Source organism: Variovorax sp. 38R (genome assembly GCF_014843395.1).
Taxonomy (GTDB): domain Bacteria; phylum Pseudomonadota; class Gammaproteobacteria; order Burkholderiales; family Burkholderiaceae_C; genus Variovorax; species Variovorax paradoxus_H.
This window is the reverse complement of record NZ_CP062121.1, coordinates 2,290,662-2,302,898: the sequence shown is the minus strand read 5'-3', so window position 1 is coordinate 2,302,898 and position 12,237 is coordinate 2,290,662. Positions and strand designations below refer to the sequence as shown.

Here is a 12,237-nt window from a genome sequence, read left to right as displayed (position 1 = left end):
CTGGTGGGCGCTTCTCCCCCCATGTCCGTCCCAGGAGGCCACCATGCACGTTCGCTCCACATTCGTTGCCCTCGCCCTGCTCGCCGCAGGCGCCTCGGCGCAGGCCAACAACCTGCTCGACCAGCTGAAAGAACAGGCCGGCGCGGCAGTCAACTCGCAAGGCAGCAGTAGCAGTAGCAGCAGCGGCGGCGGTTCGGCGCTCAGCAACCTCAGCCTCGGCGGCTTCAAGATGCCCGCCGTCGGCTCCAGCACCATCGGCAGCGCGGCCGGCGTGCTCGAGTACTGCGTCAAGAACAACTACCTCGGCGGCGATGCAGCGTCCGTCAAGGACAAGCTGCTGGCCAAGATCACCGGCCAGAAGAAACAGGAAAACGACTTCGCGAGCGGCGCCAAGGGGCTGCTCAAGGGCGGCGACGGCAAGTCGCTCAACCTCAAGGGGCTGTCGTCGAAGGTCAAGGAAAAGGCCTGCGACTACGTCCTGAAAAACGCGACCTCCCTGATCTAGGCTCTTTCTCTCTCTCCCGCTCTCCGCGCGCGGCATGCCCGCCGTGCGCGCGCCCCGCTTCATGAATCCGGCTTCCCCTTCCTCCTCCCCCACGCCCTCTCTTCGCCAGCGCCTCGCGCGCTGGGTTCCCTGTCTCGCCTGGCCCCGACCGTCCGCCGCGCTGTTGCGCAACGAGGCCATGGCCGGCATCACTGTCGCGCTGATGGTGCTGCCGCAGGGCGTGGCTTACGCGGCGCTGGCCGGCATGCCGCTGGTCACGGGCGTGTATGCGGCGCTGTTCCCGGCGCTCATCGCCGTGATGTTCAGCTCGTCGCAGCGGCTGTCGGTCGGGCCGACCGCGCTCACCAGCCTGTTGGTCGGCGCCTCGCTCGCGCCGCTGGCGGTGGCGGGCAGCGACGAATGGGTGGCGATGGCGGTGTGGCTCACGCTGATGTCGGGCGCGATCCAGATCGTGCTCGGCGCGGGGCGCTTCGGCTGGCTGCTGCGGCTGGTCAATTCGCCGGTGCTGATCGGCTTCACACAGGGCGCGGCGGTGCTGATCGCCATCTCGCAGCTGCCCGCACTGCTCGGCTTCACGGGCCGCACCATTCCGCAGGTGCTGCAAGGCGGGCCGCTGCCCGACCTCACGGCCATCGCCTTCGGCCTGGGCAGCATCGCCGTGCTGTGGCTCGGCAAGCGCTGGGTGCCGCGCTTCCCGACCACGATGGCGCTGGTGGCCGGCGCCGCCGCCATCAGCTGGAGCATCAACTACGCGCTGCGCGGCGGCGCCGTGGTGGGCGCCCTGCCCTCGGGCCTGCCCTCGTTCTACTGGCCCGGCCTGCTGCCGGCGCACACCTTCAGCGCGCTGGTGCTGCCCGCGCTGATGATCACGCTGGTGAGTTTTCTTGAAACCGCGTCGAGCGCCAAGGTCGACAACGGCCGCGCCGGCACCCTGTGGAACGAAAACCAGGACCTGATCGGCCAGGGCCTGGCCAAGCTGGCCTCGGGCTTCTCGGGCGCGTTCCCCACCAGCTCGTCGTTCTCGCGCTCGGCCATCACGCTCTACGCAGGCGCGCAGACCGGCTGGGCGACGCTGTTCAGCGTGGCCGTGGTGGCCGGTGCGCTGCTGTGGCTCATGCCGCTGCTGTACCACGTGCCGCAGGCGGTGCTGGCGGCGGTGGTGGTCACGGCCATCCTCGGACTGGTGAAGCCGTCGAGCTTCACCGCGCTGTGGCGCATCTCGAAGCTGGAGGCCGGCATCGCCTTCGGCACCTTCGTGCTCACCATCGCCACCGCGCCGAGCATCTACTGGGGCGTGCTGGGCGGCCTGCTCGCCAGCCTGGCGCACTACATGTACCGCCACCTGCACCCGCGCATCATCGAAGTGGGCCTGCACCCCGACGGCAGCCTGCGCGACCGCCACCTCTGGAAGCTGCCGCCGCTTGCGCCGCAGCTCTACGCGGTGCGCATGGACGCCGAACTCGACTTCGCCTCCGCCTCCACGCTGGAACGCGCGCTCACGGTCGCGCTGGCCGAGCGCCCCGACCTGACCGACGTGTGCCTCTTCGCACAGCCCATCAACCGCATCGACATCACAGGCGCCGAAGTGTTCGGCTCGATCCGCCGGATGATGGAATCCAAGGGCGTGCGCCTGCACCTGAGCGGCATGAAGCTGCCGGCCATGCAGGTGCTGGAACGCGCCGGCCTGCTGGCGCCGGGGCCGATGCTCTTCAGCTACCGCACCGACGCCGAGGCGCTGGCCGCGCTGATGCCGCGCATCGACGTGATCGAAGCCGCCGAAGCCGCGGCCTGACCACGCCCCTCTCTTCGCAGACGCGGGCGCCATGAAAACCACCATCGAAGAACTGGTCGCCTTCCGCGCCGTGGTGGACACCGGCTCGATCACCGCCGCGGCCGAGCAGCTGGGCCAGACCGTGTCGGGCATCAGCCGCGCGCTGAGCCGGCTCGAGCAGAAGCTCGGCACCACGCTGATGCGCCGCACCACGCGGCGGCTCGAACTCACCGAAGAAGGCGCCGCGTTTTTGCAGCGCACGCGCGCCATCCTCGACGCGATCGACGACGCCGAAGAGCACATGGCCGCGCGCCGCCAGCAGCCGGCCGGCCGCCTGCGCGTGAACGCGGCTTCGCCCTTCATGCTGCACGCCATCGTGCCGCTGGTGCCGGAGTTCCGCCGGCTCTATCCGCAGATCAGCCTGGAGCTCGACACCGACGACCTGCCCATCGACCTGCTGGAGCGGCGCACCGACGTGGCGATCCGCATCGGCCCGCTGCGCGATTCCACGCTGCATGCGCGCCCGCTCGGCACGCACCGGCTGCGCGTGCTCGCAAGCCCCGCCTACCTGGAGGCCCACGGCAAGCCGCGCAAGGTGGACGAGCTGGCCGGCCATGCGTTGCTGGGCTTCACCCAGCCCGAGTCGCTCAACCGCTGGCCGCTGCGCGGCGTGCACGGCGACGAATGGACCATCGCGCCCACCGTCGTCGCGTCGAGCGGCGAGACGCTGCGCCAGCTCGCGCTGGCCGGCGTGGGCATCGTCTGCCTGTCGGACTTCATGACCGCCACCGACCGCGCCAGCGGCGCGCTGGTGCAGGTGCTGCCGAAGGACACGGTCGACGTGCGCCAGCCCGTCAACGCCGTGTACTACCGCAACACGCAGCTGTCGGCACGGATCACCTCATTCCTCGATTTCCTCTCGCAGCGCATGGGCTGAATTCAGCCCGGCGGCATCCGCTCGAACTTCGGCAGCGCCGGGTCGAGAAAGTCCCAGGCGTGCCCGCGCACCGCATACGTGACCGCCTGCGGCCGGTAGCGCCCCGGGTCGTCCAGGCTCGCGGCATGCACGGTGAAGACGCCGGGCATCGCCGCGAAGGTCATGTACACGGGCGAGCCGCAGGTCGGGCAGAAGGCGCGCGTCTTGACGTTGCCGCTGTCGCCCTTGAGGCTCCACAGCGTGGCCGCGCCGGTCTGCTTCACCTCGGCGCCCGCGAAGCTGAGATACGAGCCATGGCCCGTGCCGCTCTTGCGCTGGCAGTCCAGGCACTGGCAGTCGTTCTGGAACACGGGTTCCCCTGAAATCTCGTAGCGAATGGCGCCGCACGCGCAACCGCCGGTGTAGGCCGGGTTCATGGTTCTTGCCCTTTCGAAGTGATGAGGGGCAATCTATTCGAGCGAGGGCTGGGTGGGGGAGTAACAAGATCGTCGTGAATCCCGGGCGCTGCGTTCCGGGTCGCCGAGCGGCTGAGCTACCGGCTGCTGGAGCCGGCCCTGGGCGAGCTTGCGGCGCTCACGGCCCCTGCGTGACCACCAGCCGCTCGACCGCCGCCGACGCGATCTCGTAGCCGCTCACCCCCATGTCCGCCGACGCGTAGCGCGCCGCCTTGAGCGTGCCGCTGACGCGCACCGTGTCCATCGCGTGCAGCCCCTTCACGGGCGCTGGCGCGATCACGTGGACGATCTGGTTGGCGGGCGGTGGCGGGGTGTGGATGCAGGCGCCGAAGTACGGCACCAGCAGGAACTCGCGGATGCCGTCGGGCGTGGCGTCGAGCGGCACGACAAAGCCCGAGAGCTTGGCGGGCTTGCCGTCGAGCGCGACGTTGACCGGCGCGTTGTCCCAGACGGCGCGCATCTCGTCGAGCATCTGGATCGCGCGCGGGTCGTTGTCGCGCAGCGCCTCGAGGCTGATGTTGCGGTAGCGCTGGGTCGGGTCCCAATCCTTGGGCACCAGCGTGTCCCAGGCCAGCTCCTGTGCGGCCGGCGCGCTGGCCGTCGTGCCCTGCCCCTCGGCGGCGTCCGGGCTGCAGGCGGACAGCAGGCTTCCCGCAACCGCCATCAGCAGCACCATGCCCACGCGACAAACAAAAACACTCATGGCCCCGATTGTGCTTGCCGAAGGCGACACGGCGCTCGGGGCGGGCCGGAAGACCCGCCTTGAAACAAATGGCACACATGGCAAAAAGGCGGGCACCGCGCCAGAATGCCGCACCACGACCACGAGGAGATCCGCATGGCACCCACAGGATGGCTTGGATTGACGTCACTCGGCACGGTTCACACCGCGATCAGCCTGATCGCCGTGTTCGCGGGCCTCTGGGCCCTGCTGCGCTACAAGGAAATCACCCTGCGCACCGGCCTGGGCCAGGTCTTCGTCTGGACCACGGTGCTGACCTGCCTCACGGGCTTCGGCATCTTCCAGCACGGCGGCTTCGGCAAGCCGCATGCGCTGGGCATCATCACTTTGGTGGCGCTGGCCGTCGGCGCGCTGGCGGGGTACGGGCGGCTCGGGGCCAAGTCACGCTACATCGAGGCCGTCGCCTATTCGGCGAGCTTTCTCTTCCACTGGATTCCGGCCTTCACCGAGACGTTGACGCGCTTTCCGCAGAGCGCGCCGCTGCTGCCGAGCGCCGAGGCGCCCGAACTGAAGGCCATCACCGCGGTGCTCGGCGCGCTCTACGTGGTCGGCGTGACGCTGCAGAGCAAGCGGCTGCGCGGCGACAAGCCGGTCAGTCCTGCACCCGCCCGCGCAGGTTCTTGATCTGCGAGCGCTGGCTCTTGCCTTCGAGCCGGCGCTGCTTCGAACCGTAGGTGGGCTTGGTGGCGCGCCGCACGCGCGGCGGCGTGGCCACGCTGTCGATCACCGCCTGCAGCCGCGCGAGCGCGTCGGCGCGGTTCATCTCCTGCGTGCGATGCTGCTGCGCCTTGAGCACGAACACGCCTTCCTGCGTGATGCGGCTGTCGCGCAAGGCGAGCAGCCGTTCCTTCACATCGGCGGGCAGCGAGCAGGCATGGATGTCGTAGCGCAGGTGCACCGCGCTCGACACCTTGTTGACGTTCTGCCCGCCCGCACCCTGCGCACGGATGGCGCTGATCTCGACTTCGTCGGGGTCGATCAGGAGTGGGGGGCGGAGCATGCCCGCGAGTGTGCCTTCAAACGCGTTCAAACACGGCGGCAATGCCTTGGCCGCCGCCGATGCACATCGTGACGAGCGCGTAGCGGCCGCCCGTGCGGTGCAGCTCGGCGATCGCCTTCGTCGTGATGATCGCGCCGGTCGCGCCCACCGGGTGGCCCAGCGAAATGCCCGAGCCATTCGGGTTCACCTTGGCGGGGTCGAAGCCGAGCTCCTTGATGACGGCGCAGGCTTGTGCGGCGAAGGCTTCGTTCGACTCGATCACGTCGAAGTCGCTCACCTTCAGGCCCGTGCGCTCCAGCACCTTGCGCGTGGCCGGCACCGGGCCGATGCCCATGTACGCGGGCTCAACGCCGGCGTGTGCGTAGCCGACCAGACGCGCGAGCGGCTTCAGGCCTAGCGCCTTCACACGGCCACCTTCGGCGAGCACGACGGCGGCGGCGCCGTCATTGATGCCCGACGCATTGCCGGCGGTGACGAGGCCGTCCTTCTTGAACGCAGGCTTCATCTTCCCGAGCGTGTCGATGGTGGTGTCGGTGCGCACGTGCTCGTCGGTGTCGAACAGCACGACGCCCTTGCGCGTCTTCACTTCGACCGGAACGATCTGATCCTTGAAGCGGCCCGCGGCAATGGCGGCGGCGGCGCGCTGCTGGCTGGTCACGGCCAGTTCGTCCATCTGCTCGCGCGTGATGCCGTAGCGCGCGGCCACGTTCTCGGCGGTGATGCCCATGTGGATCTTCTCCCACGGGTCGTGCAGGATGCCCAGCATGTAGTCGACCAGCACCGCGTCGCCCATGCGTGCGCCATAGCGGGCCGAGGTGTCGAAGTACGGGCCGCGGCTCATCGATTCGGAGCCGCCGCCGATGGCGATGTCGCAGTCGCCCAGCGCAATCGCTTGCGCCGCCGACACGATGGCCTGCAGGCCGGAGCCGCACAGGCGGTTCACGTTGAAGGCCGGCGTCTCGATCGGGCAGCCCGCATCGATCGCAGCCACGCGGCTCAGGTACGCGTCCTTCACATCGGTGGGAATCACGTTGCCCATGACCACATGGCCGATGGCATCGGCGGCCACGCCGCTGCGTTCGATGGCGGCCTTGACGGCGGTGGTGGCCAGTTGCGTGTTGGGCACGTCTTTCAGTGCACCGCCGAAGGTGCCGATGGCGGTGCGGGCGGTGCCGACCACGAAGATGTCGCGTTGGGTCATGGGATGGGTCTCCTGGATTGAAAAAATGAAAAGCGGAATTCTTCAGCGGCCGGTGAAGGCCGCGGGCTTCTTGCCGAAAAAGGCATCGAGGCCGATGCGGAAATCGTCGGTGGCGGCGCACGACTGGAACGCGGCCGACTCGGCATCGAGCTGGCTCGCGAGGTCGCGGTCGAGCGAGCCGCGCATCAGCCGGCGCAGGTTGCCGAGCGCCACGGTCGGGCCCTTGGCCAGCCGCTGTGCGAGGGCCATGGCTTCGGATTCAAGCTCGGCCGCGGGCACCACGCGGTTGATGAGGCCCATGCGTTCGGCCGCGGCGGTGTCGTAGGTGTCGCCGAGCATCGCGATCTCGAGCGCGCGGCGCATGCCGACGAGGCGCGGCAGCGCCCACGAGGCACCGACGTCGCAGCTGGTGCCGATGTTCACGTAGGCCAGGTTGAAGCGCGTGCCTTCGGCCGCGAGCACGAAGTCGGCCTGCAGCATCAGGCTCAGGCCGGCACCGGCCGCCACGCCGTGCACCTGCGCGACCAGCGGTGCGTCCATGGCGTCGAGCACCGTCAGCGCCTCGTGCAGCGGGCCGATGAGGTCGGCCGCGCCCTGCTTCGGGTCGGCGCTCAGCACGCCGAGGTCGCCGCCGGCCATGAAGCCCTTGCCCGCGCCGCTCAGCAGCACGGCGCGCACGCCCTTGTCAGCAGCCAGCGTGCGCGCGGCGGCGAGGAAAGCAGTGGCCATCGGCACGTCGATGGCATTGAGCGCGGCCGGCCGGTTGAAGCGCAGCGTGGCCACCGCGCCTTCGCGGCTCACCAGCAGTGGGGAAGAAGGAGTCTCTGGGGTTGTCATGTCTTGGCTTTCGTCGGGGCGCGCTGCAGCACGCCGTTGAGCAGCAGCTCGATGCCCTGGTCGGCGATCTGGTCGGGCGTGAGGTCGCCGTCGGGGCGGTACCAGCGGCCGATCCAGCTCAGCGCGCCGGCCAGCATGAAGGCGGCCATCTTCGGGTCGCAGGGCGCCAGCGCGCCTTCGGCCACGCCCTCCTCGATCAGCCGACGGAAGTGCCCGTCGATGCCGGCCTTGAGGCGGCGCAGTTCTTTCTTGAGTGGATCGGGCAACGGGTCTTCGCCGATGCGGATCACGCACATGCCGAAGTCCTGCGTGACCACGCCCGAGTAGATGCGCATGCAGGCCTTGAGCTGGTCGATGGCGCTGCCGCCCGCGGCGCGCACCTCGCCGATGCCGGTCTGCATGAGGTCGAGTGCCATCTTCACGCACTCGAGCAGGATCTGGTCCTTGTTCTCGATGTAGTAGTACAGCGTGGGCTTGCTCACGTTGAGCCGCTCGGCAATGTCGTCGAGCGAGGTCGCGTGGAAGCCGCGCTCGTTGAAGAGCTGGGCGGCCGTGCGCAACACGGCCATGCGCTTGACCTCGCGCTGCTGCGCGCGGCGGTCGGCGGGCTCCCACGGAGAGGGGGGCGCTGAGGCTGGAACGGCGGAAGAACGGGGCATGGGGTTTGTGCGGGCGGGGAAAGTCCCGATGCCGCGACCTGCGGCGAACACAGACATTACCGACCAGTAGGAATTTTACGGGCCAGTAGCATTTCGCTGCTGGACACAAACCCTGACCTTGCGGCGCGCCCCTTAGCCATGCCTGACGAGACCCGACGGGAACCCTCCATGTCCGCACCTTCCGCCACGGCCCCGGTGCTGCAGGCCGAGGCGTTGACGCTGGCATTCGGCGGCGTGAAAGCGCTCACCCACGTCGGCTTCAGCGTCGCGCCCGGCTCCATCACCGCGGTGATCGGGCCCAACGGCGCGGGCAAGACCTCGCTGTTCAACACCATCTCGGGCTTCTACAAGCCCTCGCAGGGCCGCGTGCTGTTCGAAGGCGCCGACATCACTCGCCTGCCCGCCCCCAGGCGCGCCGCGCTGGGCCTGGCGCGCAGCTTCCAGAACATCGCGCTGTTCCGCGGCATGACCGTGCTCGACAACATCAAGCTCGGCCGCCATACCCACCTGAAGACCAACGTGTTCGACGCCCTCTTCTACCTGGGCCGCGCGCGCCGCGAAGAGGCCGAGCTGCGCCGCGACGTCGAAGAACGCATCATCGATTTCCTCGAGATCGACCACATCCGCCACGCCTCGGTGGCGGCCCTGCCCTACGGCCTGCAGAAGCGCGTCGAGATGGCGCGCGCGCTCGCCATGCAGCCCAAGGTGCTGATGCTCGACGAGCCCGTGGCCGGCATGAACCGCGAGGAGACCGAAGAGATGGCGCGCTTCATCCTCGACGTTCGGCGCGAGTGGGGCATCACGGTGCTGATGGTCGAGCACGACATGGGCATGGTGATGGACCTGTCGGACCACGTGGTGGTGCTCAACTTCGGCCAGGTCATTGCGCAAGGCACGCCGGCGCAGGTGCAGGCCGATCCGGAAGTGATTCGCGCGTACCTCGGCGCGGGCGATGTCGGCGAGTTGCGTCGCCGACTGCGCGGCGAAGCTGCCGTGGGAGCCGCCTGATGGATTGGGCCTACCTCTTCGAGATCGCGCTCACCGGCATCGCCGGCGGTGGCCTGTATGCGCTCGCGGCGCTGGCCTTCGTGCTGGTCTACAAGGCGACGCGCGTGGTCAACATCGCCATCGGCGAGATGCTGATGGTCGGCGCCTACCTGTTCTTCACCTTCGCGGCGAGCTTCTCGCTGCCGATCTGGATGGCGGTGCTCGGCTCGGTGATCGGCACCGGCCTGCTGGGCGCGGTGATCGAGCGCACCATGATCCGCCCGCTGCTGGGCGAGCCGCCGATCTCGGTGTTCATGGTGACGGTGGGGCTGGCGTCGATCCTCGTCGGGCTGGTCGAGATCATCTGGACCGCCGACCAGCGCCGCCTGCCCGAGTTCCTGCCCAACACGCCCGTGATGGTCGGCGAGGCCTTCCTGGCGCCGAAGATCGCTTATGGCGCGCTGATCGCGGTGGTGCTGATCGGGCTGGTGCTGCTGCTGTTCCGCTTCTGGCGCGGCGGCGTGGCACTGCGGGCCACGGCCTCGGACCAGGCCGCGGCGTACTCGATGGGCATCCACGTGCCGCGCGTGTTCTCGCTGGCCTGGGTGGCCTCGTCCATGATCGCGGCGGTGGCCGGCATCATCGTCGGCGCCATCGGCGGCATCTCGTCGTCGATGGGCGTGTTCGGGCTGTCGGTGCTGGTGGTGGTGATCGTCGGCGGGCTCGACAGCGTGCTGGGCGCGCTGGTCGGCGGCGTGCTCATCGGGCTGATCGAAGCACTGGCCGGCTCCTACCTCGGCGGCGAATACAAGCTGCTCGCCACCTTCATCGTGCTGGTGTTCGTGCTGATGGTGCGGCCGTACGGCCTCTTCGGCACGCACGAGATCGAGAGACTCTAGCCATGCGCATCGGCACCCTCAAGCAAAGCTACACCGCCGACGCGGCGTTGTTCGATTCGCGCACGCAAAAGGTGTGGCTCGCGGTCGGCGTCGCGCTGCTCGTGCTGTTCCCCTTCACGGCCAGCGACTACTGGCTTTACCTCGCGTGCCTCGTGGCCATCAACGTCGCGAGCGCCACGGGGCTGAACATCCTCACGGGCTACACGGGCCTCGTGAGCCTGGGCCAGGCCGCGTTCATGGGCCTGGGCGCGTACACCGTCGCGATCATGCAGACGCGGCTGGGCACGCCCTTTCTGCTGAACATCCTCGCGGGCGGCGTGGTCGCCATGCTCGGCGGGCTCGTCGTCGGCATTCCGTCGCTGCGCGTGAAGGGCCTGTACCTGGCCATCGCGACCATCGCGGCCTCGTTCATCACGCACTTCCTGTTCGCCAACCTCAAGCTCACGGGCGGCACCACGGGCATCTCGTTGCCGCCCGCGCAGCTCTTCGGCCTGCCGCTGGACACCTCGTTCCGCCTCTACTGGGTGATCGTTCCCGTGATGGTGCTCATGGTGCTCGGCGCGGCCAACCTGTTCCGCACGCGCGTGGGCCGCGCCTTCATCGCCATCCGTGACCGCGACATCTCGGCCGAGGTGCTGGGCATTCCGCTGCTGCGCTACAAGCTGCTGTCGTTCGGACTGTCGTCGTTCTATGCGGGCGTGGCGGGCGGGCTGTGGGCGTACTTCTTTCGCGTGGTCACGCCCGAGAGCTTTCCGCTGCTGATGTCGATCTTCTTCCTGGCCGCCATCATCGTCGGCGGCATGGGCACCATCCTGGGCGGCATCTTCGGCGCCGTGTTCATGACCATGGTGCCCGAGCTGCTCAAGCTGGTGGTCGACCTGCTGCCGGGCGGTGTCGAGATGACCGTGTTCCTCTCGCCGGTGCGCACCGTCGTCTTCGGCCTGCTCATCGTCGGATTTCTGGTGTTCGAGCCGCACGGGCTCGCAGAAGTGTGGCGGCGCATACGCCGCTTCTTTCACCTATGGCCGTTCCGTAACTAGAACCAGGAGACACACATGCCCAAGACAACGAAGAAGCCTTCTCACCAGCGCCGCGCCCTGCTGCTCGCAGCCGGCCTGGCCGCCACCGTGCCCTTCGCAGCGCACGCGCAAGCCAACGAAGACATCGTCATCGGCGGCTCGATTCCGATGACCGGCGTGTTCGCCTTCGCGGGCGTGGGCATCAACGCCGGCATCGCCGACTACGTGAAGATCGTCAACGACGCGGGCGGCATCAAGGGCCGCAAGCTGCGCTACGTGCCGGAAGACACGGGCTACAAGGTCGACGTGTCGGTGGCGGCCTTCAAGAAGATCACGAGCCAGAACAAGGTCAACCTCTACTACGGCGACTCCACCGGCTTCTCGAAGACCATCAACCCCGAGCTCGACCGCGGCGGCCAGATCCTGATGGCGGGCGCCTCGTTCGCGACCGAGCTCAACGACCCGGCCAAGTACCCGAACCAGTTCCTGGTCGGCCCCGACTACACCGAGCAGATCGGCATCCTGCTGCGCCACATCGCCAAGGAAAAGCCGGGCGCAAAGGTGGCCTTCGTGTACTCCGACTCCGAGTTCGGCCGCGACCCCATCGAGGCTAGCGAAGCTGCCGCGAAGAAGCTGGGCCTCAGCGTGCCGGTGAAGCTCATGACGCCCGCGGGCAGCGTCGACGTGTCGACCGAGGTCATCAAGCTGCGCCGCGCCGCACCCGACTACACGATCTTCCACGGCTACATCCTGGCGCCCATTCCCGAGTTCGTGCAGCAGGGCAAGCAGATGGGCATGACCAGCAAGTGGATGGGCACCTTCTGGACCATGGACAGCTCCACCGTCATGAAGATGGGCGAAGGCGGCGACGGCTTCATGGGCGTCATGCCCTACCGCTACTACTACGACACCACGGTCAAGGCGCCGATGCTCGACAAGATCCGCGCGCTGCGTCCCGAGTACCAGAGCACGGCCTACACGCAGGGCTTCCTCACGGCGATGCTGTTCACCGAGGCTGCCAAGCGCACGCTCGACGCCGGCAAGCCGCTGGACGGCAAGAACCTGAAGGCCGCACTGAACACCATCAAGGACTTCGACACCGGCGGGATCATCGGCACGCCGATCACCATCAAGGGCAACTCGATTCCCGTGGGCCGCGTCTACAAGGCCGACATGAAGGCCCAGAAGATGGTGCCGGCGTCGGACTGGATCGCACTGAACTGAC

General features: G+C 68.4%; 14 protein-coding genes. 8 read left to right on the top strand and 6 right to left on the bottom strand.

Going from position 1 to position 12,237, the window contains the following annotated elements; translation table 11 throughout:
- Nucleotides 1-43: 43 nt before the first annotated feature.
- From IG196_RS10375 to IG196_RS10365, 3 genes are all read left to right on the top strand, one after another.
- On the top strand, nucleotides 44-505 hold the full coding sequence (locus IG196_RS10375) for a DUF2501 domain-containing protein (RefSeq protein ID WP_192196066.1): 462 nt from the start codon (nucleotides 44-46) through the stop codon (nucleotides 503-505).
- Between the two features lie 61 nt (nucleotides 506-566).
- Nucleotides 567-2,297 carry a SulP family inorganic anion transporter gene (locus tag IG196_RS10370; RefSeq protein WP_192196065.1) on the top strand — a complete coding sequence of 577 codons (1,731 nt, stop codon included), beginning with the start codon at nucleotides 567-569 and terminating at the stop codon, nucleotides 2,295-2,297.
- 31 nt (nucleotides 2,298-2,328) lie between these two features.
- The gene (locus tag IG196_RS10365; protein WP_192196064.1) at nucleotides 2,329-3,213 is read left to right on the top strand and encodes a LysR family transcriptional regulator; all 885 of its coding nucleotides are present in this window, start codon (nucleotides 2,329-2,331) and stop codon (nucleotides 3,211-3,213) included.
- A 2-nt stretch (nucleotides 3,214-3,215) separates the two neighbouring features.
- Here IG196_RS10365 and IG196_RS10360 read toward each other — a convergent pair whose 3' ends face one another.
- Nucleotides 3,216-3,629 (bottom strand): GFA family protein, encoded by a 414-nt coding sequence (locus tag IG196_RS10360; RefSeq protein ID WP_101492264.1) that lies wholly within the window; start codon nucleotides 3,627-3,629, stop codon nucleotides 3,216-3,218.
- 157 nt (nucleotides 3,630-3,786) lie between these two features.
- Nucleotides 3,787-4,371: a DUF3299 domain-containing protein gene (locus tag IG196_RS10355; RefSeq protein WP_192196063.1), complete on the bottom strand. Its 585-nt coding sequence runs from the start codon at nucleotides 4,369-4,371 to the stop codon at nucleotides 3,787-3,789.
- A 135-nt stretch (nucleotides 4,372-4,506) separates the two neighbouring features.
- Between IG196_RS10355 and IG196_RS10350 the strand changes: the two genes are divergently transcribed.
- On the top strand, nucleotides 4,507-5,034 hold the full coding sequence (locus tag IG196_RS10350) for a hypothetical protein (protein WP_192196062.1): 528 nt from the start codon (nucleotides 4,507-4,509) through the stop codon (nucleotides 5,032-5,034).
- Here the strand turns inward: IG196_RS10350 and arfB are convergent.
- From arfB to IG196_RS10330, 4 genes are read right to left on the bottom strand one after another with little or no spacing between them, the layout of a single operon-like run.
- Nucleotides 5,003-5,410 carry an alternative ribosome rescue aminoacyl-tRNA hydrolase ArfB gene (gene arfB / locus IG196_RS10345; protein WP_095950761.1) on the bottom strand — a complete coding sequence of 136 codons (408 nt, stop codon included), beginning with the start codon at nucleotides 5,408-5,410 and terminating at the stop codon, nucleotides 5,003-5,005. The genes IG196_RS10350 and arfB overlap by 32 nt on opposite strands.
- Before the next feature lie 16 nt (nucleotides 5,411-5,426).
- Entirely contained in the window at nucleotides 5,427-6,611 is a 1,185-nt protein-coding gene (locus IG196_RS10340) for an acetyl-CoA C-acyltransferase family protein (protein ID WP_192196061.1), read from the bottom strand.
- Between the two features lie 42 nt (nucleotides 6,612-6,653).
- On the bottom strand, nucleotides 6,654-7,448 hold the full coding sequence (locus tag IG196_RS10335) for an enoyl-CoA hydratase/isomerase family protein (RefSeq protein WP_192196060.1): 795 nt from the start codon (nucleotides 7,446-7,448) through the stop codon (nucleotides 6,654-6,656).
- Nucleotides 7,445-8,107 (bottom strand): TetR/AcrR family transcriptional regulator, encoded by a 663-nt coding sequence (locus IG196_RS10330; protein ID WP_318646647.1) that lies wholly within the window; start codon nucleotides 8,105-8,107, stop codon nucleotides 7,445-7,447. Before IG196_RS10330 ends, IG196_RS10335 begins: the two co-directional genes overlap by 4 nt.
- 168 nt (nucleotides 8,108-8,275) lie before the next feature.
- Between IG196_RS10330 and IG196_RS10325 the strand changes: the two genes are divergently transcribed.
- Genes IG196_RS10325 through IG196_RS10310 form a run of 4 tightly spaced genes read left to right on the top strand, consistent with a single transcriptional unit; the run spans nucleotide 8,276 to nucleotide 12,236 of the window.
- A complete protein-coding gene (locus IG196_RS10325) occupies nucleotides 8,276-9,115 on the top strand; it encodes an ABC transporter ATP-binding protein (protein WP_192196058.1) in 840 nt (279 codons plus the stop codon).
- Nucleotides 9,115-9,993 carry a branched-chain amino acid ABC transporter permease gene (locus IG196_RS10320; RefSeq protein WP_056583166.1) on the top strand — a complete coding sequence of 293 codons (879 nt, stop codon included), beginning with the start codon at nucleotides 9,115-9,117 and terminating at the stop codon, nucleotides 9,991-9,993. The genes IG196_RS10325 and IG196_RS10320 overlap by 1 nt, the downstream gene beginning before the upstream one ends.
- 2 nt (nucleotides 9,994-9,995) lie before the next feature.
- Nucleotides 9,996-11,033: a branched-chain amino acid ABC transporter permease gene (locus IG196_RS10315; protein ID WP_192196057.1), complete on the top strand. Its 1,038-nt coding sequence runs from the start codon at nucleotides 9,996-9,998 to the stop codon at nucleotides 11,031-11,033.
- A gap of 15 nt (nucleotides 11,034-11,048) precedes the next feature.
- Nucleotides 11,049-12,236, top strand: a complete 1,188-nt coding sequence (locus IG196_RS10310; RefSeq protein ID WP_192196056.1) for an ABC transporter substrate-binding protein — start codon at nucleotides 11,049-11,051, stop codon at nucleotides 12,234-12,236.
- Nucleotide 12,237: the final 1 nt, after the last annotated feature.